The following is a 24523-nucleotide window of genomic DNA, read 5'->3' as shown; positions in this document are numbered from 1 at the left end:
GAATAGCTACTCTTTTACCGTTAAAGAAATGATTATTCGTGTGCTAATTAATTAGCACCACCAATTATTAGAACAGGAGCGATTTACGTCATGAAGACGGGGCCGTGCAGGGACGAGGACGTTTTTCCACACAGTATCCGTGGTGTATTGAGTTTCACAGATGGACGACACGAGACGCTTTTTGGCTATACACCTACAGAAGGAAGATGAACATGGCTTTGCTATTACCATTATTTAAGGTGTTAATAGTAATAACATTGTTATTTGGCCTTTGGTTGTTCTGCGGTGGTTCTATTCTTTTTGCGTTTCTCTCAGTGCTGATCACTGGTTTTATCTTATTCAGACAACACAATGCTATGTAATGGTTTTTCGACGCTCATGCCTGCATTTTGTCAGGCATGAGCGTTTTCCTGTCAGGTTTTCTGGTTGTTATTCACCTGCAAAAAACCAAAAAAAAGCCCCTCCGCCTGAGTGCAAGAGGGGCAATAATGATGTGAAGCTATTTTATTTTCAGGTTTTCTGATTCAGAACCAGCTGTCCGTTGCTGTCCAGCGGGATACGGCTACCCGGGTCGTTATCCATACGGATTTTGCCCTGCTCTTCCCCGATGCGGTATGTCACATCGTAACCCAGCATTTTCTCTGATTTGTCATACACCGTTTTGCAGCGCTGCTGCGTTGTGGTGTAGGTATCGCCTTCCTGCAGGTGGCCCTGGATCTGGTTACCCGCATAACCACCGCCGAGCGCCCCCACGACCGTCGCGACGTCTCTGCCGCGTCCGCCACCAAACTGATGGCCGATAACGCCGCCTGCGACCGCACCCAGTACCGAGCCGGTCAGGCGATTTTCATCCTGAACCGGACGGCGATGCGTGACAGTGACGTTACGGCACTCCTGACGCGGCGTTTTCACCGTCTCTTTGATAGGGGTGGCTGAAACCACCTGGGCATATTTTGGCGAAGTGCTGAAAACATTCAGACTGGCCACCGCCGCTACGCCCAGCGCAGCTGCTACCCCGATACCAATACCCGCTAACATTGATTTATTCACAGGAATTCCTCCCGGCTGTGCAATTAGTAACAATTTTGCAATTAAGGCCACAGAGTGGATATCGGAAAACGACTCAAAAAACAGGATAACGTGGGGTGGATCAGCGGATTGAGAGTTGTCTGAGGGGAAATATGACGGAAACAAAATGACATCCGCCCCTGTATGACAGAGGCGGAGACTGAGCTTAGTGCAGCTTGAGGCGCGGTCGGATCACGCGGTTAATGCTGCCTACCAGCATCATCAGCCCGGTTTTAAAGTAACCATGCAGCGCAATCTGGTGCATGCGGTACAGCGAGATGTAGACAAAGCGCGCGATGCGCCCTTCAATCATCATTGAGCCGCGCATCAGGTTACCCATCAGGCTGCCGACCGTCGAGAATTTCGACAGTGACACCAGCGAGCCTTTGTCTTTGTAGACATACGGCTTAAGCGGCTTGCCTTTGATCTGCGCCAGGATGTTATCCAACGCGCAGGAAGCCATCTGGTGCGCGGCCTGGGCGCGCGGCGGGACGAAACCACCTTCAGGACGCGGGCAGGACGCGCAATCGCCAATGGCGAAGATATCCGGGTCGCGCGTGGTTTGCAGCGTCTGCTCCACCACCAGCTGATTGATGCGGTTGGTTTCCAGGCCGCCAATCTCTTTCATGAAATCGGGCGCTTTGATGCCCGCCGCCCAGACCATCAGGTCAGCCTGAATAAATTCGCCGTCTTTGGTGTTAAGCCCATCTTCCTGCGCGCTGGTCACCATGGTATTGGTGAGCACGCGCACGCCGAGTTTGGTCAGCTCATTATGCGCCGCACTGGAGATGCGCGGCGGCAGCGCAGGCAGAATACGTTCGCCCGCTTCCACCAGCGTCACGTTCAGCGCTTCGTTGGTCAGCCCTTTGTAACCGTAGCTGTGCAGCTGTTTCACCGCGTTATGCAGCTCAGCGGAAAGCTCAACGCCCGTCGCGCCGCCACCGACAATCGCGATGTTGACTTTGCCGTTAGCGCCCAGATTAGCGGAATATTTCAGGAACAGGTTAAGCATTTCCTGATGGAAACGGCGCGCCTGATGCGGGTTGTCGAGGAAGATGCAGTGATCTTTCACGCCCGGCGTGTTGAAGTCGTTGGAAGTACTGCCGAGCGCCATGACCAGCGTGTCATACGGCACTTTACGCTCGGCCACCAGCAGCTCGCCTTTTTCATCACGCAGTTCAGCAAGCGTAATGGTTTTGGCTTCGCGGTTGATATCCACCACCGAACCGAGCTGGAACTGGAAACCGTGGTTGCGCGCGTGCGCCAGATAGCTCAGCGCGTCGACGCCTTCATCCAGCGAACCGGTTGCCACTTCATGCAGCAGCGGCTTCCACAGGTGACTATGGTTGCGATCCACCAGCGTGACTTTCGCTTTTTTGCCACGGCCCAGTTTGTGACCGAGCTGCGTTGCGAGCTCCAGTCCGCCGGCGCCGCCGCCCACGATAACGATCTTTCTTAATGGCGTAGTCAACGTGACCCCCTTAAAGTGTTTAACTAATTGTTAATTCAAAGTTATTAAAAATAGCTTTTAATTAACAATAGTTTAGCAACCCGGCTCACAACAGATATGAGCATAACATGAACGGTGCATTGGTCATACCAAATTTGATGTGCATCAATTTTTATGCATTAAAGTTAAACAAAAACGGGCCAGCGTTTGACTGACCCGTTTGTTCGGTGATGCAAAATGTTGGCACGACGGCGGGATTACCCCAGCGCTTTGAATGCCTTAATGCGCTGAAGGTGCGGCGAGATATTTTTGAACTTGTGCGTCTGCTCTTCATCCCAGACGATTTCATAATACTGATGCAGCAGCTCGGCGGAGCGCTGGCTGTCGAGCGCTTCATCCTCACGCGAGAGAATCACGAGGCAGCGATCGCGGTTTTTCTCGCGGAAGTTCTCAACGCATTTAGTGGCGATATCGAGATACTCCTCCGGCCGGTCGATTTTCCCTTCCATGTTTTCATACGGAAACAGGTTCGGGTTGAAAATCACCTGGCGGATGTCGCATAAAAAGCCGATGCGCTCCGCCCAGAAACCGCCGAGCCCCACGCCGCAGATGAGCGGGCGGTCATCGACGTTCAGCTGCAGCATTTTGTCCACTTCGCGCAGCAGATGCTGCATATCGTGTTTCGGGTGGCGCGTGCTGTAGCTGATAAGCCGCACATCCGGGTCGATAAACTGCAGTTGCAGCACTTTCTCGTGGTTACCCGGACTGTTTGAATCGAAACCGTGTAAGTAGATTATCATCGCATTCTCATCCCAGCGTAGCAGCTTCAGGGCAAGCGTTATTGCCCCGCCTTGTGCGTCTGCCAGCGCTCATGCAGCGCGGTAAGCTCCCCGCTTACCTGCTTCCAGCGCGCCGACGCCATCAGTTCCTGACGCGTAATTACACCTTTATGATACAAACGTGTAACACGCTCTGCTTTGATCGGTGACAGGTTATCAAGAACGCTTACGGCACCCTTACGATTATTACAGACAAGGATCATATCGCAACCGGCATCCAGCGCCGCCTGGCCGCGCTCCGCGTAGCTTCCGAGGATTGCCGCGCCTTCCATCGACAGATCGTCTGAGAAAATCACGCCGTCAAAACCGAGCTCCTTGCGCAGCACCTGCTTGAGCCAGTAAGGCGAACCGCTCGCCGGCAGCGGATCGACGTCGCTATAGACGACGTGCGCCGGCATTACCGCATCAAGCATGTTGTAACTAATCAGCTCGCGAAACGGCAGCATATCGTGGCGGCGAATTTCTCCGGCCGGACGCGGGTCGCGCGGCGTCTCTTTATGGGAATCGGCGCTGACGGCACCGTGGCCGGGGAAGTGTTTGCCCGTCGCTTTCATTCCCGCGCTCTGCATGCCGGTAATGAAACGCTTCGCCATCGCCAGCACGTTTTCAGGCTCTTCGTGGAAGGAACGCTCGCCAATCGCGGCGCTGAGATGCCCGACATCCAGCACCGGCGCAAAGCTGATATCGATATCCATCGCGATCATTTCACACGCCATCAGCCAGCCCGCTTCTTCCGCCAGTTTGCCGCCTGCGTCCATTCCCAGCAGCGCAGCAAAACTTTGTGCCGCTGGCAGACGAGTAAAGCCCTCGCGAAAACGCTGTACGCGTCCGCCCTCCTGGTCTACGGCAATCACCAGATGATTGCGGGCGCTTGCGCGGATCTGGCGGACCAGTTCACGCAGTTGCTCTGGATCGTGATAGTTGCGGGTAAAGAGGATAAGCCCTCCCACCAGCGGATGCGCGAGGATTTCACGCTCTTCGGCATCAAGCTCAAAGCCTTCCACATCCAGCATGACCGGACCCATGTTTTTCTCCCTTCGTGTTAACGCGTTTGCAGCTGGCGCCAGGCCTCGTCTGCAAGTGTGATAAATGTGCGGTCGCCGGTTTCCTGATAGCGGCGCTCGTACCAGCCCGCCATCAGCAACCCGCTCCACGGCATCCAGCGCGCCACCTGACGGCGCAGTTGCGTCTCGTCGATAGCCGCGCGGTGCGCATAATCGGTAATCAGCGCCTGCCGCGTCTCGTCATTGAGCCAGACGCACGCGAGCTCCAGCGCCACGTCGCCGTCACCGGCGTATTCCCAGTCAATGAGCATCAGTTTGTCCTGCTGCCAGACCAGATTCCCGGAATGCACGTCCATATGCAGCGGCGCGAGGCGCAGCGGACGGGGCTCGCCCGTGCGACGTAACCGGTGCAACAGTCGCAGCCAGAAGCGCGTGCGGCGCGACGGCGCGCTTTGCTGCCAGTCGCGCAGCAGAAGCGGCATCAGCTCGATGCGCCAGCCAAAACGCGGCTGCTGGTGCAGATGATACAGCAGCGCACCCAGTTGCGGCACCGCTGGCAGCACATCCCGGATCTCACCGGGTAAAAACGTGACCGCCAGCCAGCCGTTGACGCAACAGCGCGGACGCGGCGCGAGCGTTGCCGGCAGCCGTTTCAGCGCGCGGTACTGACGCGGGCTACGGGCACGGCTTTGGCGTAGATCCCGGCGCGCCACCAGCGTTTCATCATCAACGACCACCTGCCAGGCACCGTCGCTGAGACCGGGTAGCGCGCAAACGACACCGGCGGCCGAAGCCGCCGGGAAACTCTGCGCTAAGAACCCTTCCAGGTTCAGATTATTGGGTTTGCTGAACGGCACCTTTACCTGACCAGATAATTTCGCCGGTCTGTACCAGCATCAGCTGCATTTGCAGCGTAGGCGCATTCACATTACCGCTGGCGTTGGCATACAGCACATACTGCGCGCCCACGTTGCGGGCGATACCGATGGCTTTGCTGCGTGAACCCAGGCTGTCCTGCGGCGAAAGCCCCAGTTGCTGTTTCGCCATGGAGAGCTGCTGTGCGGAGACCAGCGTGAATTTACCGTTATTCGCCAGCGCGCCGCGCAGGGCTTCGGTGGCCGGGCCGGTTTGCATTGAACCGTTGGTGCGGTTGTTTACGCTATCGACCAGCAGCACGCTGCCTGCGTTCACCCCGTCAGCCTGCAACATTTTGCCGACCATCGGTGCCATCGCGCTGTTCCAGTCATAGGTACGCGCTTTTGGCTCAGGCGTCGCGTTTTCAGGCTGATGTTCAATCGGGCCAGGTTGCGCCGGAATCGACGGCACGGACGGCACGGTCGGTACCGGCTGCGTCGGCTGCGGCACCGGCTGCGTGGGTTGCTGCGTGCCTGGCTGCGCTTCTTCGACCGGTGCCGGTTTTTGCTCGCCGGGTAAAATACAGCCCGACAGCGCCAGGGCGACGGTCGCCAGCAGCGCATAGCGATACATTCTGTTCAACATTTCCCCCTTCAGAGATAGAGATAAAGACGGGCTTTCCGTGCCGCCAGATAGTCAGTCTGACTGGTCACCGTTACGCGTCCTTGGGCCGGGATAACGACTGTCTGCGGGACTTCCAGCGGCTGGCCTTCCAGCCCACGGGCGTCATACCAGTAAAAGCGGTAGTGCACGGTAACGGGCGCGTCTTTGTTATTGTAAATGGTCGCGGCGGCGACAGGCTTGCCGTTTTGCAAAGAAAAGTCTGGTTTTTCAGCGGTGATGCCCGCTGCCAGCACGCTGGATTCCATGACAATGGCCTGCTCATCGCCGACGGGAATGGTCGGCGTGGAACGGCACCCCGCCATCAGCAGAGCGGCCAGCAACCAGCCTGTGCGTACGCGTGCCATCTCAGAGGCCTTTATGCGCAAGCATTGGCCCCAGCGCACGGCCGCCGACCAGATGCATATGGATGTGGTAGACCTCCTGCCCGCCATGACGATTGCAGTTCATGATAAGGCGATAGCCATCTTCGGCGATGCCTTCCTGCTGTGCGATTTTCGCCGCGACAGTAAAAAGACGCCCCAGCGCCTGTTCGTGTTCCGCCGTGACGTCATTGACCGTCGGCACCAGCACATTCGGGACGATTAAAATATGGGTCGGGGCCTGGGGAGAAATATCGCGAAACGCGGTGACAAGCTCATCCTGATAGACGATGTCGGCGGGGATCTCGCGACGAATAATTTTGCTGAAAATGGTTTCTTCGGCCATGGTTTTTTTCCTTCTTGGATAAACGTTAAGAGTATGAGCGAGATAATCGCATCCTTTCAACCTTTGCCCCGGTTTTTCTTTATAAAGCGGATATTTATAGCGCGCTACACGCGACTCCTGATGCCGCTGCGCCTGACAGTTACTCCGCCCTGCTTACGCATGAGTTTGTAACGCCTCTTACATTTGTTTACAGCGCAAAGACAAATGATTATATTTCTCATTCTTATTGACAGCGGAACGTTGTTTTAGTCTGCGAACATTTTCCATCAGGACAGGAAGCCTGGGGAGAGCGTCGTATGACAACAGCCTGATGCACAGCATCATTTTCTTATTTTAAGGGCAACACATGGCTAAGCATGTACTCCGTCAGGGCGCCGTTCCGGCGTCTTCCCTTCCCTCTTTGCTCGCGCTCAGTATCGCCAGCGCGCTGGCGGTGCCCGCGGTTTACGCAGCGCCTGCCGCCAGCGACACGATAGTGGTCGATGCCGCCGCCGACAGCGGCACGCCTGACGAATCACAGGATTACAGCGTCAAAACCACCACGTCCGGCACCAAAATGCTCCTGGTGCCGCGTGATATTCCGCAGTCGGTCAGCGTCATTAGCCAGCAACGCATGCAGGATCAGCAGTTAACGACTATTGAAGATGTGCTGGAAAACACCACGGGCGTGACCGCCGCGCGCATCGACACCAGCCGGACCAACTTTTTCGCGCGCGGTTTTTACATCAGCAATTTCGCCTACGAAGATATGCCGACGTTTCTTGATAACCGCTGGAACTTTGGCGACACCGCGGGCGACACGGCGATATACGATAAAATCGAGATCGTGCGCGGCGCGGCCGGGCTGATGAGCGGCACCGGCAACCCGTCGGCGTATGTGAATATGGTGCGTAAACACGCCGACAGCCAGACGTTTAAAGGCAACGTCTCTGCCACTTATGGTAGCTGGGACAAACAACGCTACGTGATGGATGTGCAGTCACCGCTGGTGGAGTCCGGTAAAGTTCGCGGGCGCGTGGTCGCCGGTTATCAGGATAACGACAGCTTCGTTGAGCGTAACCATTACCGCAAAAAATTCATTTATGGCGTCGTGGATGCCGACATCACCGAGTCAACGCTGCTGTCACTCGGCTATGACTATCAGAAAAGCGAAGAAGACAGCCCGACCTGGGGCGGCTTCCCTTCACTTTACAGCGACGGCAGCCGGACGCATTTCCGCCGCGGTTTTAATACCGCCGCCGACTGGGCCTACTCCGATCTCGATTCCACCAAAATTTTCGCCAACCTGACGCAGCGCTTTAATAACGGCTGGGAGGCGAAAGTGAACGCGATGCACGCCGAAACCAATTTCGACAACCGCATGATGTATATCGACGGTTTCCCGGATAAAACCACCGGTCGCTACAACGCCGCGCTCTGGCAGGGCGCGTGGGGCGGCTGGAACGTGGGCGAGCGTAAGCAGGATTCGGTCGACGCCTTCGTGCGCGGCGGCTACGAGCTGGCGGGACGTCAGCATGAAATGATGTTTGGCGGCAGCTACAGCCGCCAGCGCAACAACTATGACAATTCATATCCGGTGAATGATAATTCCGGCCTGATGGACGTCGGGAATATTCACGATTATGACGGCAGCACGGTGGCGAACCCGACATGGTCCAGCTTTGCGCTTTACCAGCGCGACGTGATTCGTCAGAAATCCATTTATGCCGCCACGCGCCTCTCGCTTGCCGATCCGCTGCATCTGATTCTGGGCGCGCGCTACACCGAGTGGAACGCAAAATACAATCTGGAGCGCAAGCCGGATGAAATTCGTCGCAGCAAAGCGGATGACGTGACGCCTTACGCGGGCCTGATTTACGATATCGACGATACGTGGTCGGCGTATGCCAGCTATACCTCTATCTTCCAGCCGAGCGGTCAGCGCGATGTAAACAGCGAGTTCCTCGATCCGACCACCGGTAAAGCCTATGAAGCCGGGCTCAAAGCCGACTGGTTTAACACCCGTCTGACGGCCTCGCTCGCGGTGTTCCGCATCGAGCAGGATAACGTGGCGTTGAACACCGGTGTGATCATCCCTGGCTCCGGCGGGCAGACGGCGTATAAATCCGTTGATGGCACCGTCAGTAAAGGGGTTGAGCTTGAGCTGAACGGCGCGCTGACCGATAACTGGCAGCTGACCTTCGGTGCGAGCCGCTATGTGGCCGAAGCGGGCGATGGCGTGGCCGTCAACCCGGACCAGCCGCGCACCACCATGAAATTGTTTACCCGTTATCAGTTGCCGACGCTGCCCGCATTGACCGTTGGCGGCGGCGCGCGCTGGCAGACCAAAACCTGGCAGGATATCGCAGGGCCGAATGGCGACACGCGCATTTCCCAGAACGGCTATACCGTGGTGGATCTGTTCACGCGCTACCAGGCGACCAAAAATCTTGCGGTACAGGCGAACCTGAACAACGTCTTCGATAAAGTGTATTACGATTATCTGGGCACGTATGGCGTCTACGGCGCGCCGCGCAACTTCTCCGTGACGGCGAGCTACAGCTTCTGACATTTATTACTACGAACAAAAGGGAGCCTGATGGCTCCCTTTTTTATTCCCTGATTAACGTCTGCCGCGATCCAGGTTTATCGATGCTATCCCTGTGCGCTCTCATCTTTACCCTTATGACAGACGTAAAAAAGGGAGGCTTACGCCTCCCTCTTTTTATCTCCCCGTCAGCCAGGATTAGCTGTTACGGATGTACTCATCCATTTCGGTTTTCAGGTTATCGGATTTAGTCCCGAAAATCGCCTGAACGCCGGAGCCTGCGACAACCACGCCCGCAGCACCCAGTTTCTTCAGGCCAGCCTGATCCACTTTCGCCACGTCAGCCACGCTTACGCGCAGACGAGTGATACAGGCGTCGAGGTTAGTGATGTTCTCTTTACCACCAAACGCGGCCACCAGAGCCGGTGCCATTTCGCTGGTGCCAGCGGCTTTGGCGTCTTCGGTCGCGTCTTCACGGCCCGGGGTTTTCAGATCCAGCGCTTTGATAAGCACACGGAAGATGGTGTAGTAAACCACCGCGTAGCCCGCGCCCACAATCGGGAACAGCCACAGTTTGCTGCTGTTACCGGACAGAACGATGAAGTCGATCAGGCCGTGGGAGAAGGACGTACCGTCACGCATACCCAGAAGGATACAGATCGGGAAAGCCAGACCTGCCAGAATCGCGTGGATAACGTACAGGATCGGTGCCACGAACATGAAGGAGAACTCGATCGGCTCGGTAATACCGGTCAGGAACGAGGTCAGCGCCGCGGAGATCATGATACCGCCAACTTTGGCGCGGTTTTCCGGTTTAGCCGAATGCCAGATAGCGATGGCAGCAGCCGGCAGACCGTACATTTTGAACAGGAAGCCGCCAGAGAGTTTGCCCGCGGTCGGGTCGCCCGCCATGTAGCGCGGGATATCGCCGTGGAACACCTGACCTGCCGCGTTGGTGAATTCGCCGATCTGCATCTGGAAAGGTACGTTCCAGATATGGTGCAGACCAAACGGCACCAGGCAGCGTTCGATGAAGCCGTAGATACCAAACGCGACAACCGGGTTCTGGTAAGCCGCCCACTGAGAGAACGTCTGGATAGCGGAACCAATCGGCGGCCAAATGAAGGACAGGATAACGCCGGTGAAGATCGCCGCCAGACCAGAGATGATCGGCACGAAGCGTTTACCGGCGAAGAAGCCCAGATACTCAGGAAGCTTAATGCGGTAGAAACGGTTGAACATATAGGCTGCAATCGCACCCGAGATGATCCCGCCCAGCACACCGGTATCTGCCAGGTGTTTCGCCGCGATTTCGTCCGGTGGGAGATGCAGAACCAGTGGTGCAACGACTGCCATGGTTTTCACCATGATGCCGTAAGCCACCACAGCGGCCAGTGCAGAAACGCCATCGTTATTGGTGAAGCCCAGCGCAACACCGATAGCGAAAATAAGCGGCATGTTGGCGAAAACCGATCCGCCCGCTTCCGCCATAACGTGGGAAACCACGGCTGGCAGCCAGCTGAAGTTTGCAGAACCGACGCCCAGCAGGATACCTGCGATAGGCAGTACGGAGACTGGCAGCATCAGCGATTTACCCACCTTCTGCAGGTTAGCAAATGCATTCTTAAACATAATTGAGAGTGCTCCTGAGTATTTGTGCTTTTTTTACGCGTTTCACGCATCAGCCCGGGGGAGAAACGGGCCATAAACAGGGCATCTGAGCGCCCTTTATTTATTACGCAGAGTAAAATAAATCACGCGATCTTTGTTTGACGGCTATCACGTTTCAAACAAGCCCTGGGCAAAAACTTGCGATTCTTTACATTAAGTGTTTCAGGATGTTTATAAATCGCCGTTCACCGCCCGAATTTCGGCGGTGAACTTTACTCGCTTTGTCCATTAATTACGAGCTTTAAAATAACTCAGATTTTCAGGCAGATTGCAGCGTGGCGAGGTCGATATGAAACAGCGTGGAGAAGTTGCGGGTAGTGGTTTCTGCGAGCGTTTCCAGGCTCACGCCCTTAAGTACCGCCATATATTCCGCCACATCGCGCACCATCGCTGGCTGATTCTCTTTACCGCGATGCGGAACCGGTGCCAGGTACGGCGAGTCGGTTTCCACCAGTATCCGGTCGAGCGGAACATAGCGCGCGGCCTCGCGGATCTGCTCCGCATTGCGGAAGGTCACAATGCCGGAAAAGGAGATGTAAAAACCCAGATCCAGAAGTTTACCCGCCGTCTCTTTGTCTTCCGTAAAACAGTGTAGTACGCCTGAACAGTCCGTCACTTTTTCTTCGCGCAGGATAGCCAGCGTATCTTCGCGGGCATCGCGCGTATGAACGATAACGGGCTTGTTAAGCTCGCGGCCGATGCGAATGTGATGGCGGAAGGATTCCTGCTGGCGGGCTTTGGTTTCCGGCGTGTAGTAGTAATCAAGGCCCGTTTCGCCCATCGCAACCACGCGCGGATCGGCGGCCAGACGACGAAGCTCCTCCACATCGTACGCTTCGTCCTGATTGAGCGGATGCACGCCGCAGGAGTAAGCCACGTTGTCACGCTCGCCAATAAGCTCGCGCATCGTTTTATAGCCCGGCAGCGTCGTGGCGACCGCCAGCAAATATTTCACGTCGCGCGCGGCGGCTTTCGCCAGCACGTCATCCACATCTTTATGCAGAGACTGATAATCCAGGCCATCGAGATGGCAGTGTGAGTCGACTAAAAACATAACGTCTCTCTCAGAGGTGATAAGAAGGAAGCACCGCGTCAGGGCGCATGTAGCGCTCCCAGGTGAGTAACAGTTCGGTGAGCAGCAGTTCGCGATTGACGGCTGCGACATTGAGCAGCCTGTCGCGACAGCGGAACAGAGAATCGAGCATCGCCTGAATGACGGCAGGTGAAAACCGTTGCGCCAGTTGCGCCACCAGCACCGGGTAATCGGTATTGACCAGCGCGCTCTGCGCCCCGTGACGCCACTTCAGCGCGTCCATCAGAAACGCGGCCAGCCAGTGCAGACGAAATGGCGCCTGTTCATGGTTAAGTGCAGGCAACAGAGAAAGCCAGTCGCCGCTCGTCAGCGCCGCTGTCATTTTATCGCCAAGCGCCACGCGCTGCTGCCATTGCTCCGGCTGGAGCAGCTCAAGCGCGGCGGCGGGCGCACCGCCGGTGAGACGCAGCGCGGCGTTGATACGCGACGGCTCCGCCTGCGTCTCGCGCGCAAGCCAGGCCTCGGCATAGCGCGTGTCGGGTGGCGCGAGATGCCAGCTAAAACAGCGGCTGCGAAGCGTTGCGGGCAACTGCTCCGGCACGCGGCAGCCCAGCAAAAACCAGGTGTTTTCCGGCGGCTCTTCCAGCGTTTTCAAAAGCGCATTCGCCGCCGCTTCGGTCAGCTGCGCCGCCTCTTTGATCCAGACCACTTTGGCACCGCCGAGCCGCGCGCGATCGTAGAGCTTTTCGCTGATGTCGCGGATAGCGTCGATGCCGAGCGTCGATTTGCCCTTCTCCGGCTCCGCCAGATAATAATCCGGGTGCGTGCCCGCCTGCATCAGCTGGCAGGCGCGGCACTCGCCGCAGCTTTTCTGGCCCTGCGGCTGCTGACACATGCGCCAGCGGCTCAGCGCGTAAATCAGCGCGTCGTCGCCCATGCCGGGCAGCGCGTGGATCAATACCGCATGGTGTCCCCTGCCGGCCTGCCAGTTGCCGACCAGATGTTCAAACGAGGGGCGCAGCCACGGATACCATTTCATTATTGCTGCTCCTGCACCCAGCGCGTCACCGTCGCACGAATATCGTGACTGACTGCCTCCAGCGGCTGGCAAGCGTCAATCGTGATGATGCGCGGATCGGCGGCGGCCAGTTCAAGATAGCGGGCGCGAGTGCGATTAAAGAAGTCGAGCGACTCTTGCTCGATACGATCGAGCTCACCGCGCGCGCGGGCGCGTTCAAGCCCGATGCGCGGATCGACATCCAGATAAAGCGTCAGATCGGGGGAGAAATCGCCGAGCACCGCCTGACGCAGTGTCGCCAGCAGCTCACGGTCGATACCGCGCCCGCCGCCCTGATAAGCCTGCGTTGAGAGGTCATGACGATCGCCGATAACCCATTCGCCACGCGCAAGCGCAGGCTTAATGACCGTTTCCACCAGTTGTACGCGCGCCGCGTAAAACAGCAGCACTTCCGCGTTATCGGTAATCACTTCATCGCCGACCGATTTAATATCCAGCACCAGGCTGCGAAGCTTTTCCGCCAGCACCGTACCGCCCGGCTCGCGGGTAAACGTCATGTCGGTCACGCCAAGCGATTTCAGCGTCTCCACCACCAGATTGCGCGCTGTGGTTTTCCCCGCGCCCTCGAGGCCTTCAATAACAATATATTTACTGCTCATTTTTATCCTTAAGCGCCTTGAGATAATCCTGCACCGCACGATTATGGCTGGCGAGATTCGTGGTAAACGTGTGGCCACCCTTGCCGTCCGCCACGAAATAGAGATACGGCGTTTTCGCCGGATGCGCCGCCGCTTTCAGCGACGCCTCGCCCGGTATGGCAATAGGGCCTGGCGGCAAGCCGCTAATGACGTAGGTATTATACGGCGTCGGCGTTTCCAGATCCTTACGCGACAGCTTACCGTTGTAATCCTTACCCATGCCGTAAATGACCGTTGGGTCCGTTTGCAGGCGCATGCCGATACGCAGGCGGTTGATAAAGACAGAGGCGACGCGATCGCGTTCCGCCGCCACCGCAGTCTCTTTCTCAATAATCGAGGCCATCGTCACCAGCTGGTTCGGATCCTTATACGGCAGTCCGTCCATACGCTCTTTCCAGACGTTATCGACCGCTTTTACCATCTTGTCGTGCGCGCGTTTCAGCAGTGTCACGTCAGACGTATTCGCCGTATAGAGCCAGGTATCTGGCCAGAACCAGCCTTCCACCCACTCCGGATGCTCAAACTTGAGCGCCTGCGCGACCGTCGCGTAGTCGTCATCTTTAAGCGTATGTTTGATATAAGGCGCGTCGCGCAGCTGTTTCAGCCAGTCGCTCAGCTTCATCCCTTCGACGAAGCGGATGGGGAACTGCGCCTCTTTGCCGCTCGCCAGCAGACGCAGGGCGTCACGAACGGTCATTTGTGGCGTGAATCGATAAGTGCCCGCTTTAAAATGTGAAAGCTCCGGCTCCAGGCGCAACAGCCACTGAAACACGCGCGGGCGCGTGATGAGCTTTTCGTCGTAGAGCTGCTGACCAAGCGCCAGACGCCCGGTGCCAGGCTTCAGCGTGAAAATCGTTTCTGTCGTAATCGGCAGCGGGCTTTGCGCCAGCTGGCGCACTTTCCAGTAACCGACGCCGGCCGCGATGGCAAGCACAAGAACCAGCAGAAGCGCGACGCGCAACATTTTCTTCATGGGAACCCGGTTATTCGCAGTGGGGAATGAGGTAGTGATACAGTTCGCGCGAGGCGTAAGCGTGGCCGTCAATACTGCGCACCGGCACCAGCGGCATCAGCGCGTTACAGATGAAGACTTCATCCGCCTCTTCAAGCGCACTGGCGGGCGCGTTAATTTCAGACAATCGCCAGACTGACTGATTCAGCAAACCAATAATATGACGCCGCATAAGGCCGTCAACGCCAGCCTGATCGAGACGGGGAGTGAACACCGCTTTTCCTTTACGCCAGAACAAATTAGCCGCACAGCATTCCGTAACCCACCCTTCGCTGTCAAGCACCAGCGCCTCATCGGCGGATGTCTGCTCAAGATGCGTACGGATCAACACCTGTTCGAGCCGGTTAAGATGTTTAATGCCTGCAAGGTGGGGGTTGCGCCCGAGGCGCACGGGGCTTGTTGCGAGGCTCACGCCGCGCTCGCGCCATTCGCAATAAAAGTCAGGGTACGCGCTGCGCGAGACAATACGCGTGGGCGCGCTGCAACCGGCAATACTGTAGCCGCGCTTGCCTGCGCCGCGGGAAATAATAACTTTCACGACTGCGCTACCCTGTCCCTGCGCCGCCTGGCGCATTTCGTTACGCAACGTGTCGATATCCGGCACGGGGATCATGAGCCGCTCACAGCCTTCGTGCAGGCGCGCCAGATGCGCTTCCAGTAAATGAACGACGCCATCACGAACGCGGGCGGTCGTAAAGCAGCCATCACCGAACTGCACGGCGCGATCGGTCGCCGACAGGCAATCCTGTTCGATACCATTAATTAACAGCATAGAGGCTCCTTAACGGGTAGCGCATTAGTCTCGCAGGATGACCGACAGGGAGCAAGAGGAAGGGAGAATGTACAAAGGCCCGCGCGGGGCGGGCCTTTGTAACGGCTGTCAGACCTTTTTGAAGATCAGAGAGCCGTTGGTGCCACCGAAGCCGAAGGAGTTACACAGGGTATACTCCATACCGCTTACCTGGCGCGCTTCATGCGGAACGAAGTCGAGGTCACAGCCTTCGTCCGGATTGTCCAGGTTGATTGTCGGCGGAACAGCCTGATCGCGCAGCGCGAGGATGGAGTAGATAGACTCTACCGCACCCGCCGCGCCAAGCAGATGGCCGGTCATCGATTTGGTGGAGCTCACCAGTACGCGTTTTGCCGCGTCGCCGAAGACCGATTTCACTGCCTGCGCTTCGGCAACGTCGCCTGCAGGCGTAGAAGTGCCGTGCGCGTTGACATAACCGATCTGGCCTGCGTCGATACCGGCGTCACGCAGCGCATTGACCATCGCCAGCGCCGCGCCTGCGCCGTTTTCCGGCGGAGAGGTCATATGGTAAGCATCGCTGCTCATACCAAAACCGACCAGTTCAGCGTAAATCTTCGCGCCGCGTTTTTTCGCGTGCTCGTACTCTTCGAGTACGATGATGCCCGCGCCGTCGCCCAGCACAAAACCATCCCTGTCTTTATCCCACGGACGGCTTGCCGCCTGCGGGTTATCGTTACGGGTGGAGAGCGCACGCGCCGCGCCGAAACCGCCGACGCCAAGCGGCGTACTGGCTTTCTCAGCACCACCTGCGAGCATAACGTCAGCATCGCCATAGGCGATGATACGCGCCGCATGGCCGATGTTGTGCACGCCTGAGGTACACGCAGTGGCGATGGAAATGCTGGGACCGCGCAGACCGTACATGATGGTCAGGTGACCGGCCACCATGTTGACAATCGTTGATGGCACGAAGAAAGGGCTGATTTTCCGCGGGCCGCCGTTAACCAGCGAGCTGTGGTTTTCTTCGATAAGGCCAAGGCCGCCGATGCCGGAACCGATAGCCGCGCCGATGCGGGTGGCGTTCTCTTCCGTCACTTCAAGGCCGGAATCCTGCATGGCCTGTACGCCGGCGACAATTCCATATTGAATGAAGGCATCCATCTTGCGCTGTTCTTTTCGCGAGATGATCTCTTCACAGTTAAAATCCTTTACTAAGCCAGCAAATTTCGTTGCATAGGCGCTAGTATCGAAATGGTCGATCAGGCTGATGCCACTCTGACCGGCAAGGAGAGCTTTCCAGGTAGACTCTACGGTATTGCCGACAGGAGACAACATGCCCAGTCCGGTCACAACTACACGACGCTTAGACACGTTTGTCCTCCAGGGAGGGATGATATTAGTAGATACTTGTGGGACTAAAAGATAAAACTCAGGCGGTCGAGCGACCGCCTGGAGATGTTCACTTACGCCTGGTGGCCGTTGATGTAATCAATGGCAGCCTGAACGGTGGTGATTTTCTCAGCTTCTTCGTCCGGAATCTCAGTATCAAACTCTTCTTCCAGAGCCATTACCAGCTCAACGGTGTCAAGAGAATCAGCGCCCAGGTCTTCAACGAAGGAAGCATTGTTGGTAACTTCTTCCTGCTTAACGCCCAGCTGTTCGCCGATAATTTTCTTAACGCGTTCTTCGATAGTGCTCATACTCTTAAATTTCCTATCAAAACTCGCTTTCGCGATGGTTTTCGTAGTGTATAAAATGTTGAAAAAGTTGCAACTAAATCCCGGCAGGTCTTACCACGATTTTACGCTATTTTGCGGGCAATTGCCCTGATAACGCAAATAATTTTATTCGTGGTTAAACCATGTACATTCCGCCGTTGACGTGCAGGGTCTCACCAGTGATGTACCCGGCCTCGTCAGAGGCTAAAAATGCAACCGCACTGGCGATTTCTTTTGCGTCGCCTAAACGACCCGCAGGAACTTCCGCCAGAATACCCGCACGCTGATCGTCAGACAGCGCACGCGTCATGTCCGTTTCAATAAAGCCCGGAGCAACAACGTTTACCGTAATACCGCGGGACGCCACTTCGCGTGCCAGCGATTTACTGAAACCGATAAGACCCGCTTTCGCCGCAGCGTAGTTGGCCTGACCGGCATTTCCCATGGTACCGACCACAGAACCGATAGTGATAATGCGACCGTGACGTTTCTTCATCATAGCTCGCATTACCGCTTTTGACAGACGGAAAACCGATGACAGGTTGGTTTCGATGATATCGTTCCACTCGTCATCTTTCATTCGCATCAGCAGGTTGTCACGGGTGATTCCGGCATTATTGACCAGAATGTCCACTTCGCCAAATTCTGCGCGAATATTTTCCAGAACCGATTCGATGGATGCCGCATCGGTCACATTCAGCATCAGGCCTTTGCCATTCGCGCCCAGATAGTCGCTAATCGCTTGCGCGCCGCTTTCGCTGGTCGCGGTGCCGATAACCTTAGCGCCACGTGCGGCCAGGGTTTCGGCGATAGCGCGGCCGATACCGCGGCTCGCACCGGTGACCAGCGCGATTTTTCCTTCAAAGCTCATGGTTTTCCTCGTTTTATTGCGCAAGTGCCGCTGACAGGCTGGCAGGCTCGTTAATCGCCGCCGCCGTCAGGGTGTCAACAATACGTTTTGTCAGGCCGGTCAGCACTTTGCCCGGGCCCACTTCATACAGCTGCGTGACGCCCTGCGCCGCGATAAATTCAACGCTCTTCGTCCACTGCACCGGGCTATAAAGCTGGCGCACCAGCGCATCGCGGATAGCTTCCGGCGACGTTTCGCATTTCACGTCAACGTTGTTTACTACCGGAATCTGCGGGGCGTTAAACGTAATTTTTTCAAGCTCAGCAGCCAGTTTCTCAGCGGCAGGCTTCATCAGCGCGCAGTGGGATGGCACGCTCACCGGCAGCGGCAGCGCACGTTTAGCGCCCGCGGCTTTACAGGCAGCGCCCGCACGCTCAACGGCTTCTTTGTGACCAGCGATAACCACCTGGCCTGGCGAGTTGAAGTTAACCGGTGAAACCACCTGCCCTTCAGCCGCCTCTTCACAGGCTTTAGCAATCGCGTCGTCGTCCAGACCGATAATCGCGGCCATCGCGCCCGTGCCTTCCGGCACCGCTTCCTGCATGAATTTACCGCGCAGTTCAACCAGACGAACCGCATCAGCGAAATCGATAACGCCCGCGCACACCAGCGCGGAATATTCGCCAAGGCTGTGACCGGCCATCAGCGCAGGCGCTTTACCGCCCTGCTCCTGCCATACACGCCACAGCGCGACGGAAGCGGTCAGCAGCGCAGGCTGCGTCTGCCAGGTTTTGTTCAGCTCTTCCGCCGGGCCTTGCTGCACCAGCGCCCAGAGATCATAGCCCAGCGCCGCGGAGGCTTCGCAAAATGTCGCTTCAATAACGGGGAAATTTGCCGCCATGTCAGACAGCATTCCCACGGCCTGAGAGCCCTGGCCCGGGAATACAAAAGCAAATTGCGTCATTTTTTTATCCTTCTCGATTAAAAACGAACCAGTGCGGAACCCCAGGTAAAGCCGCCGCCGAAGGCTTCCAGCAGCACCAGTTGGCCCCGCTGAATGCGCCCGTCGCGTACTGCTTCATCCAGCGCACATGGCACGGAAGCCGCAGAGGTGTTGCCGTGTCGGTCGAGAGTGACAACGACATTATCCATCGACATGCCGAGTTTTTTTGCAGTGGCGCTGATAATGCGCAGGTTCGCCTGATGCGGTACCAGCCAGTCGAGATCGGCGCGATCCAGTTTATTGGCTTCCAGCGTCTCGTCGACAATATGTGCCAGTTCCGTCACTGCCACTTTAAAGACTTCATTCCCGGCCATGGTCAGGAAGGTCGGGCTATCCGGATTTACGCGATCCTGGTTTGGCAGGGTCAGCAGTTCGCCGTAGCTACCGTCGGCATGCAGATGCGTGGAGAGAATGCCCGGCTCTTCGCTGGCACCCAGAACCACCGCGCCTGCGCCATCGCCGAACAGAATGATCGTACCGCGATCCTCAGGATCGAGCGTACGCGCCAGCACGTCGGAGCCAATCACCAGCGCGTTGTTGACCGCACCGGATTTCACGTATTGATCGGCGATGCTTAACGCATAGGTAAAACCGGCGCAGGCGGCGGCAACGTCAAATGCCGGGCAGCCTTTGATGCCGAGCATGCCCTGCACCTGGCAGGCGGCGCTCGGGAAAGCGTGCGTGGCGGAGGTGGTGGCGACGATAATCAGGCCAATCTGTTCTTTGTCGATACCGGCCATATCGATGGCGCGCAGTGCCGCTTCGTAGCCCATAGTGGCGACGGTTTCGCCGGGCGCCGCAATGCGACGCTCGCGGATACCAGTGCGAGTGACAATCCACTCATCAGAGGTTTCCACCATTTTTTCCAGATCGGCGTTCGTCCGCACTTGTTCAGGCAGATAGCTGCCTGTACCAATAATCTTCGTATACATGTACGCTCAGTCACTCTTGGGTAATACAGATTCCAGGCGAGCGGCAATCCGCTGAGGGACTTGTCGCTGCACCGCCTGCACTGCCTGTTCAATCGCGACCGCAAAAGCTCGCTGATTGGCTGCACCGTGGCTCTTAATCACCGTGCCGCGCAATCCTAACAGACAGGCGCCATTATACTGGTCGGGGTTGAGGTGACTGAATCGCCTTGAGAGGCTTTTTTGTAACCAACGCTTTAATAAAAGCCACCACCACGACCGTTTTTTTCCTTCGCCCTGCGATTTGAGCAGCGAAAGGAACATCCTGACAACACCTTCCATCGTTTTTAGCGTGACGTTACCGACAAAACCGTCGCATACCAGCACATCGGTTTTGCCGGTCAGTAATTCGTTGGCTTCGAGATAGCCGATATAGTTCAACGATGGCACCGTTTTTAACAACGCAGCAGCGTCACGAATGCTATCCAGCCCTTTCGTTTCTTCTTCGCCGATATTGAGCAGCGCGACGCGCGGATTCTCGATGCCGAGCACCTCTTCCGCCATGACCGAGCCCATAATCGCAAACTGCGCGAGCATCGTGCTGTCGCAATCCACGTTGGCGCCTAAATCGAGCACCACCGTTTTTCCTTTCTGCTGATGCGGCAGCACCGTCACCAGCGCGGGCCGCTCAATCCCGTCGACCGGTTTAAGCAGCAGTTTAGCAAGCCCCATCAGCGCGCCGGTGTTACCGGCGCTGATGCAGGCCTGCGCGCGCCCTTCTTTCACCAGCTCCAGCGCGATACGCATAGAACTGCCGCGGCTGTTACGCACAGCCTGTGAAGGACGGGCATCACTGGCAATAACCGACTCTGCCGCAATGATCTGCAGCCGCGAACGTTGTTCAAAATCAGCTCTGGCAAGTAATGGCGTGATGGCGTCGGGATCGCCGACTAAAAGAAGATGCAAATGTGGATCAGAATTCAGTGCCTGCAATGCTGCAGGCACTGTCACGGCAGGACCAAAGTCCCCGCCCATGACATCTAACGCCAGGGTTAGAGGTGTCAAGATATCGCCAGGTTACGGTTATCCCCGCTTAAGCGGGGAAAGCGCACTAAGCTCAACCACGCTTGCGCGTGATTACTTAGTGATAACCTTGCGACCGCGGTAGTAACCGTCGGCGGTGATGTGGTGACGCAGATGGGTTTCACCAGAAGTTTTGTCTACAGACAGGCTGGTGACAGCGGTCAGCGCGTCATGAGAACGACGCATACCGCGCTTGGAACGAGTGGGTTTATTCTGTTGTACGGCCATGGACCTTACTCCTCAATTACGGCTTATTCCTGCTCGCGCGGGAAACGCCAATTACTTACGCTTTAAACTGGCTAACACGGCAAATGGATTTGGTTTCTGTGCCTCTTCAGGCAGTTCGCCAAAGACCATGTCCGCCTCGGACACTTCACAGTGTTCAGAATCATGCACCGGAACTACAGGCAGAGCGAGGATGAGTTCATCTTCAACCGTTGCCAGCAGGTCGATTTCGCCGAATTCATTAACTTCAATCGGCTCATACGCTTCCGGGAGTGCTTCCGCCTGATCGTCGTTAGAGATCGGGCTGAAACAATACGTTGTGTGGACTTGATGACTAAACGGCTGGCCGCAACGCTGACACGCGAGCGTTACCGTAACCGTCGCATCGCCTTTCATCACGGCGAGACGCTGGTTATCGATAGCGAACGACATGGAGCATTCGACATCGCTGTCCACACTGACCACAGATTCGGCGATACGCTCTACCTGTTCAGGAGTATAGATACCCTGGTAATCGAGGCGTTTTTGAGCCGTACGAACCGGATCAAGAGTCAGGGGTAATTTTACCTTTTGCATAGGGCGCGCATATTAACTTTGTAACGTCATAGAGTCAAAGAAAAAGGCGGGTTTGAAACACCTTTTACCATTTATTCGCACACATTGCGGCCGACAGTTTAAAATAGCGCTCATCGATTCGCTATCTTTCCCTGAAAAATATGACCTCAATCGTGCTTGCTTCCACGTCGCCGTTCCGCCGTAGCCTGTTAGAAAAGCTCGGTTTACCGTTTGAAACCACAGCCCCAGAGACTGACGAAACCCCATACGCGGATGAAACCGCACAACAATTAGTATTAAGGCTGGCTTTGCAAAAAGCGCAAGCGCTGCGGGAGAAATATCCCCGGCATTTGATTATCGGCAGCGATCAGGTTTGCGTGCTGAATAATACCATTACCGGCAAACCGCACACCTTTGAAAATGGGATTAAGCAGTTGCAACAGGCCAGCGGTAACGTTGTGACGTTTTATACTGGCCTCGCGCTTTTTAATAGCGAGACCGGCGCGTATCAGGTCGACTGCGAGCCCTTTCACGTCCATTTCCGCTCGCTGAGTACAAGTGAAATCGAAAACTATCTGCATCGCGAAACGCCGTGGCAATGCGCGGGCAGTTTTAAAAGCGAAGGGCTTGGCATCACGCTCTTTGAGCGTCTCGACGGGCGCGACCCGAACACGCTGGTGGGCCTGCCTCTCATTCGGCTTTGTGAAATGCTCAGAAACGAAGGGGTCGATCCTCTCGCCCATCGCTGAGCGCTTAAAACGCAAAAGCCCTGCAATGCAGGGCTTTTTTATAGTGCAGAGCGAGGCTTACTGCATGCCTGCCAGCTGGCGCGCAACGGTCAGCAGCTCTTGTTGCTTCTCACGCATCGCGCTCAGTTTTTCGTTAAACAGATCCAGCTGTTTCTGGTCGGTAAACTGCGCCATCGCGCCAGTGTACTGCACTTTATTGCCAAGGCTGTTCAGGTAGTTGCCGATATCCAGCGCCTGGCCAAGAATGGCGTCGGTCAGCGACAGCGTCTGGGTCAGCAGCGCGTTCGGGCGCACCACGGTTTTCTGATAGGCCTGGTCAAACACCGCTTTCAGGTCGTCCGGCTGTTTCAGTTTGGAATAACGATCTTCCACGCTCTTCATGGCGTCGGCACGTTTTGACTCGATATTCCCCACTTCTTTGCGGGATTTCTCGATAGTGTCGCGCTTTTCCACCATATCTTTCGCACTGGTCACGCTGCGCATCTGGCGCATCGCCTGATCGTTGCCAGAAAACGCCGTGGTCATTTCGCTGGAGTAATCGCTAAGAATGGCATAATCATCAGCGTACTTGCCAAAGCTCTCTTTTTCCTGCGCGGTCAGCGTCGGGACGGACAGTTTTTCAGACGGCAGAATGCGAGTCTGGAGAAACTGGATAAACGCTTTGCGCTGCTCCGGTTCTTTATCGTTATCGCATCCAGCGAGCTGCCACACCATGCCTGTCAGAAACAGGGTAAAGAAAACACGTTTCCATGTTCGGGATTGTAACCAGGCCATTTTTATCTCCATGCGGTTGTAATTGTATAAAAAAACACCCGGCCGAAGCCGGGTGTTCAGTATAGTGCATTTCAAACCGCAACGCGGGGAGGCAAACCTGAGAACTACTACATTCGGGAGGCTGTCAGCCGCCCGCGCGTAACACTTTCAGACAATGCTTAAGTTCGTCGTCCAGTGGCGCTTCAATACGCATCGTCTCGCCAGTGCCTGGATGCTCAAAGCGCAGCGCCGCCGCATGCAGGAAAAGCCGGTTAAGGCCGGTTGACGCCAGCTGCGCGTCAAACGCGCGGTCGCCATAGCGATCGTCAAACGCGATGGGGTGGCCCGCGTACTGCGTATGAACGCGGATCTGATGCGTGCGTCCTGTCACCGGGCTACAGCGTACCAGCGTCGCAATGGCAAAGCGCTCTTCCACTTTAAAACGCGTCTCGGAGGGTTTCCCTTCCTGATTCACGCGCACGATACGCTCGCCACTTTGCAGAATATTTTTCAGAAGCGGCGCCTGCACGTTTTTCACATGCGACTGCCACTGTCCGCGCACCAGCGCCAGATAATCTTTCTGCATCCCTTTCTCGCGCAACTGTTCATGCAGGGAACGCAGCGCCGAGCGCTTTTTCGCCACCAGCAGCACGCCGGAGGTATCGCGATCGAGGCGATGTACCAACTCCAGGAAACGCGCCTCAGGGCGCAACGCGCGCAGCCCCTCGATAACACCGAAGCTCAGCCCGCTGCCGCCGTGTACGGCCGTACCGGAGGGTTTATTCAGCACCAGAATATGGTCATCTTCATAAAGGATAACGTCGCTTAACGCCGCCACCTTCTGTAAATGCGGGGAAACCGCCTCTTCTTCGCGTTCCGCTACGCGAACCGGCGGAATGCGCACCTCATCGCCCGCTTCGAGCTTATATTCTGGCTTAATGCGTTTTTTGTTCACGCGCACTTCGCCTTTGCGCAGGATGCGGTAAATCATGCTTTTTGGCACGCCTTTCAACTGGGTGCGCAAAAAATTATCGATACGCTGCCCGGCCTGATCGGCGGAAACGGCAACGATTTTTACGGATGGAGTCTCTGTTTTCATGGTGCGCGATTCTAAATACCGGATGCCCGTAGCGCCACACATTTTTATATGCTTATATTTACTAACTCATCGATTCACACAGCTAATGAGTTCGTTTTGTCACCGCTTCGGCGGAACTGACGAACAAGAAGTTAAAAAACTGTGAGTAAGTCGGTGATAAAGGGCAAAAGTCAGCTTGCTATATCAAGCTTAGCAATGGAATAATGCGACTGTTTTCCGTGTTGAGACTTGTTTAGACAAGGAATTTTGCGGAATTACCAGTTTT

General features: G+C 56.2%; 26 protein-coding genes. 2 read left to right on the top strand and 24 right to left on the bottom strand.

Annotation, left to right across the window (positions count from 1 at the left end):
• Positions 1-510: 510 nt before the first annotated feature.
• From G9X48_RS02945 to hinT, 8 genes are all read right to left on the bottom strand, one after another.
• Positions 511-1050, bottom strand: a complete 540-nt coding sequence (locus tag G9X48_RS02945; protein WP_007866833.1) for a glycine zipper 2TM domain-containing protein — start codon at positions 1048-1050, stop codon at positions 511-513.
• Between the two features lie 184 nt (positions 1051-1234).
• Complete coding sequence (locus G9X48_RS02940; protein WP_012125069.1) at positions 1235-2539, bottom strand: NAD(P)/FAD-dependent oxidoreductase; 1305 nt, start codon at positions 2537-2539, stop codon at positions 1235-1237.
• A gap of 236 nt (positions 2540-2775) precedes the next feature.
• On the bottom strand, positions 2776-3318 hold the full coding sequence (ycfP, locus tag G9X48_RS02935) for an alpha/beta hydrolase YcfP (protein ID WP_004385179.1): 543 nt from the start codon (positions 3316-3318) through the stop codon (positions 2776-2778).
• Between the two features lie 38 nt (positions 3319-3356).
• Entirely contained in the window at positions 3357-4382 is a 1026-nt protein-coding gene (nagZ, locus tag G9X48_RS02930) for a beta-N-acetylhexosaminidase (protein WP_054624627.1), read from the bottom strand.
• Between the two features lie 17 nt (positions 4383-4399).
• On the bottom strand, positions 4400-5218 hold the full coding sequence (gene thiK / locus G9X48_RS02925) for a thiamine kinase (RefSeq protein ID WP_097640883.1): 819 nt from the start codon (positions 5216-5218) through the stop codon (positions 4400-4402).
• Positions 5196-5861, bottom strand: coding sequence for a penicillin-binding protein activator LpoB (lpoB, locus tag G9X48_RS02920; protein WP_012125073.1), 666 nt, complete (start codon positions 5859-5861; stop codon positions 5196-5198). The genes thiK and lpoB overlap by 23 nt, the downstream gene beginning before the upstream one ends.
• Positions 5862-5869: 8 nt before the next feature.
• Positions 5870-6244, bottom strand: coding sequence for a YcfL family protein (locus G9X48_RS02915; protein WP_007866820.1), 375 nt, complete (start codon positions 6242-6244; stop codon positions 5870-5872).
• A 1-nt stretch (position 6245) separates the two neighbouring features.
• Positions 6246-6605: a purine nucleoside phosphoramidase gene (gene hinT, locus G9X48_RS02910; RefSeq protein WP_004385184.1), complete on the bottom strand. Its 360-nt coding sequence runs from the start codon at positions 6603-6605 to the stop codon at positions 6246-6248.
• 346 nt (positions 6606-6951) lie between these two features.
• On the opposite strand from hinT, the gene fhuE reads away from it, so the two are divergent.
• The gene (gene fhuE / locus G9X48_RS02905; RefSeq protein ID WP_097640882.1) at positions 6952-9153 is read left to right on the top strand and encodes a ferric-rhodotorulic acid/ferric-coprogen receptor FhuE; all 2202 of its coding nucleotides are present in this window, start codon (positions 6952-6954) and stop codon (positions 9151-9153) included.
• A gap of 177 nt (positions 9154-9330) precedes the next feature.
• Here the strand turns inward: fhuE and ptsG are convergent, their stop codons facing one another.
• The 14 genes from ptsG to yceD all read right to left on the bottom strand — a co-directional run bounded on the left by ptsG (position 9331) and on the right by yceD (position 21678).
• Positions 9331-10764 carry a PTS glucose transporter subunit IIBC gene (ptsG, locus tag G9X48_RS02900; RefSeq protein ID WP_004385186.1) on the bottom strand — a complete coding sequence of 478 codons (1434 nt, stop codon included), beginning with the start codon at positions 10762-10764 and terminating at the stop codon, positions 9331-9333.
• 298 nt (positions 10765-11062) lie between these two features.
• The gene (locus G9X48_RS02895) at positions 11063-11857 is read right to left on the bottom strand and encodes a metal-dependent hydrolase (protein WP_007866811.1); all 795 of its coding nucleotides are present in this window, start codon (positions 11855-11857) and stop codon (positions 11063-11065) included.
• A 10-nt stretch (positions 11858-11867) separates the two neighbouring features.
• Positions 11868-12875, bottom strand: a complete 1008-nt coding sequence (gene holB, locus G9X48_RS02890; RefSeq protein WP_004385188.1) for a DNA polymerase III subunit delta' — start codon at positions 12873-12875, stop codon at positions 11868-11870.
• The gene (gene tmk, locus G9X48_RS02885) at positions 12875-13513 is read right to left on the bottom strand and encodes a dTMP kinase (RefSeq protein ID WP_004385189.1); all 639 of its coding nucleotides are present in this window, start codon (positions 13511-13513) and stop codon (positions 12875-12877) included. Before tmk ends, holB begins: the two co-directional genes overlap by 1 nt.
• Positions 13503-14525: a cell division protein YceG gene (gene yceG, locus G9X48_RS02880; protein ID WP_097640881.1), complete on the bottom strand. Its 1023-nt coding sequence runs from the start codon at positions 14523-14525 to the stop codon at positions 13503-13505. The genes tmk and yceG overlap by 11 nt, the downstream gene beginning before the upstream one ends.
• 10 nt (positions 14526-14535) lie before the next feature.
• Positions 14536-15336 (bottom strand): aminodeoxychorismate lyase, encoded by an 801-nt coding sequence (pabC, locus tag G9X48_RS02875; RefSeq protein ID WP_007888933.1) that lies wholly within the window; start codon positions 15334-15336, stop codon positions 14536-14538.
• 108 nt (positions 15337-15444) lie between these two features.
• The gene (gene fabF, locus G9X48_RS02870) at positions 15445-16686 is read right to left on the bottom strand and encodes a beta-ketoacyl-ACP synthase II (protein ID WP_004385192.1); all 1242 of its coding nucleotides are present in this window, start codon (positions 16684-16686) and stop codon (positions 15445-15447) included.
• A gap of 92 nt (positions 16687-16778) precedes the next feature.
• On the bottom strand, positions 16779-17015 hold the full coding sequence (acpP, locus tag G9X48_RS02865) for an acyl carrier protein (protein WP_000103754.1): 237 nt from the start codon (positions 17013-17015) through the stop codon (positions 16779-16781).
• A gap of 154 nt (positions 17016-17169) precedes the next feature.
• The gene (gene fabG, locus G9X48_RS02860; protein ID WP_007707910.1) at positions 17170-17904 is read right to left on the bottom strand and encodes a 3-oxoacyl-ACP reductase FabG; all 735 of its coding nucleotides are present in this window, start codon (positions 17902-17904) and stop codon (positions 17170-17172) included.
• A gap of 13 nt (positions 17905-17917) precedes the next feature.
• Positions 17918-18847, bottom strand: a complete 930-nt coding sequence (gene fabD, locus G9X48_RS02855; RefSeq protein WP_004385194.1) for an ACP S-malonyltransferase — start codon at positions 18845-18847, stop codon at positions 17918-17920.
• A gap of 17 nt (positions 18848-18864) precedes the next feature.
• Positions 18865-19818, bottom strand: a complete 954-nt coding sequence (locus tag G9X48_RS02850; RefSeq protein ID WP_063264776.1) for a beta-ketoacyl-ACP synthase III — start codon at positions 19816-19818, stop codon at positions 18865-18867.
• Between the two features lie 6 nt (positions 19819-19824).
• Positions 19825-20859, bottom strand: a complete 1035-nt coding sequence (plsX, locus tag G9X48_RS02845; protein WP_076728691.1) for a phosphate acyltransferase PlsX — start codon at positions 20857-20859, stop codon at positions 19825-19827.
• Positions 20860-20931: 72 nt separating this feature from the next.
• The gene (rpmF, locus tag G9X48_RS02840; RefSeq protein WP_004385196.1) at positions 20932-21105 is read right to left on the bottom strand and encodes a 50S ribosomal protein L32; all 174 of its coding nucleotides are present in this window, start codon (positions 21103-21105) and stop codon (positions 20932-20934) included.
• A 51-nt stretch (positions 21106-21156) separates the two neighbouring features.
• Positions 21157-21678: a 23S rRNA accumulation protein YceD gene (yceD, locus tag G9X48_RS02835; RefSeq protein WP_007782922.1), complete on the bottom strand. Its 522-nt coding sequence runs from the start codon at positions 21676-21678 to the stop codon at positions 21157-21159.
• A 140-nt stretch (positions 21679-21818) separates the two neighbouring features.
• On the opposite strand from yceD, the gene G9X48_RS02830 reads away from it, so the two are divergent.
• Positions 21819-22406 carry a nucleoside triphosphate pyrophosphatase gene (locus G9X48_RS02830; RefSeq protein ID WP_097640880.1) on the top strand — a complete coding sequence of 196 codons (588 nt, stop codon included), beginning with the start codon at positions 21819-21821 and terminating at the stop codon, positions 22404-22406.
• Between the two features lie 57 nt (positions 22407-22463).
• Here G9X48_RS02830 and G9X48_RS02825 read toward each other — a convergent pair whose 3' ends face one another.
• Positions 22464-23180 (bottom strand): DUF3053 family protein, encoded by a 717-nt coding sequence (locus G9X48_RS02825; protein ID WP_007888935.1) that lies wholly within the window; start codon positions 23178-23180, stop codon positions 22464-22466.
• Positions 23181-23304: 124 nt separating this feature from the next.
• Positions 23305-24258, bottom strand: a complete 954-nt coding sequence (gene rluC / locus G9X48_RS02820; protein WP_007888936.1) for a 23S rRNA pseudouridine(955/2504/2580) synthase RluC — start codon at positions 24256-24258, stop codon at positions 23305-23307.
• Positions 24259-24523 lie beyond the last annotated feature (265 nt).

Source organism: Cronobacter sp. HA18006, assembly GCF_011605445.1.
Classification (GTDB): domain Bacteria; phylum Pseudomonadota; class Gammaproteobacteria; order Enterobacterales; family Enterobacteriaceae; genus Cronobacter; species Cronobacter sakazakii.
Note: the sequence above shows the minus strand (reverse complement) of the source record. Positions and strands in the feature narration are given on the sequence as shown.

What these genes read in the sequence shown, in the direction of transcription:
- fhuE (WP_097640882.1), top strand. Translation starts at nt 6,952, where the DNA reads ATGGCTAAGCATGTACTCCGTCAGGGCGCCGTTCCGGCGTCTTCCCTT.
- G9X48_RS02850 (WP_063264776.1), bottom strand. Translation starts at nt 19,818, where the DNA reads ATGTATACGAAGATTATTGGTACAGGCAGCTATCTGCCTGAACAAGTG.
- G9X48_RS02830 (WP_097640880.1), top strand. Translation starts at nt 21,819, where the DNA reads ATGACCTCAATCGTGCTTGCTTCCACGTCGCCGTTCCGCCGTAGCCTG.
- G9X48_RS02895 (WP_007866811.1), bottom strand. Translation starts at nt 11,857, where the DNA reads ATGTTTTTAGTCGACTCACACTGCCATCTCGATGGCCTGGATTATCAG.
- G9X48_RS02825 (WP_007888935.1), bottom strand. Translation starts at nt 23,180, where the DNA reads ATGGCCTGGTTACAATCCCGAACATGGAAACGTGTTTTCTTTACCCTG.
- yceG (WP_097640881.1), bottom strand. Translation starts at nt 14,525, where the DNA reads ATGAAGAAAATGTTGCGCGTCGCGCTTCTGCTGGTTCTTGTGCTTGCC.
- G9X48_RS02915 (WP_007866820.1), bottom strand. Translation starts at nt 6,244, where the DNA reads ATGGCACGCGTACGCACAGGCTGGTTGCTGGCCGCTCTGCTGATGGCG.
- ycfP (WP_004385179.1), bottom strand. Translation starts at nt 3,318, where the DNA reads ATGATAATCTACTTACACGGTTTCGATTCAAACAGTCCGGGTAACCAC.
- fabD (WP_004385194.1), bottom strand. Translation starts at nt 18,847, where the DNA reads ATGACGCAATTTGCTTTTGTATTCCCGGGCCAGGGCTCTCAGGCCGTG.
- holB (WP_004385188.1), bottom strand. Translation starts at nt 12,875, where the DNA reads ATGAAATGGTATCCGTGGCTGCGCCCCTCGTTTGAACATCTGGTCGGC.
- rluC (WP_007888936.1), bottom strand. Translation starts at nt 24,258, where the DNA reads ATGAAAACAGAGACTCCATCCGTAAAAATCGTTGCCGTTTCCGCCGAT.
- pabC (WP_007888933.1), bottom strand. Translation starts at nt 15,336, where the DNA reads ATGCTGTTAATTAATGGTATCGAACAGGATTGCCTGTCGGCGACCGAT.
- fabG (WP_007707910.1), bottom strand. Translation starts at nt 17,904, where the DNA reads ATGAGCTTTGAAGGAAAAATCGCGCTGGTCACCGGTGCGAGCCGCGGT.
- lpoB (WP_012125073.1), bottom strand. Translation starts at nt 5,861, where the DNA reads ATGTTGAACAGAATGTATCGCTATGCGCTGCTGGCGACCGTCGCCCTG.
- acpP (WP_000103754.1), bottom strand. Translation starts at nt 17,015, where the DNA reads ATGAGCACTATCGAAGAACGCGTTAAGAAAATTATCGGCGAACAGCTG.
- tmk (WP_004385189.1), bottom strand. Translation starts at nt 13,513, where the DNA reads ATGAGCAGTAAATATATTGTTATTGAAGGCCTCGAGGGCGCGGGGAAA.
- ptsG (WP_004385186.1), bottom strand. Translation starts at nt 10,764, where the DNA reads ATGTTTAAGAATGCATTTGCTAACCTGCAGAAGGTGGGTAAATCGCTG.
- rpmF (WP_004385196.1), bottom strand. Translation starts at nt 21,105, where the DNA reads ATGGCCGTACAACAGAATAAACCCACTCGTTCCAAGCGCGGTATGCGT.
- yceD (WP_007782922.1), bottom strand. Translation starts at nt 21,678, where the DNA reads ATGCAAAAGGTAAAATTACCCCTGACTCTTGATCCGGTTCGTACGGCT.
- hinT (WP_004385184.1), bottom strand. Translation starts at nt 6,605, where the DNA reads ATGGCCGAAGAAACCATTTTCAGCAAAATTATTCGTCGCGAGATCCCC.
- nagZ (WP_054624627.1), bottom strand. Translation starts at nt 4,382, where the DNA reads ATGGGTCCGGTCATGCTGGATGTGGAAGGCTTTGAGCTTGATGCCGAA.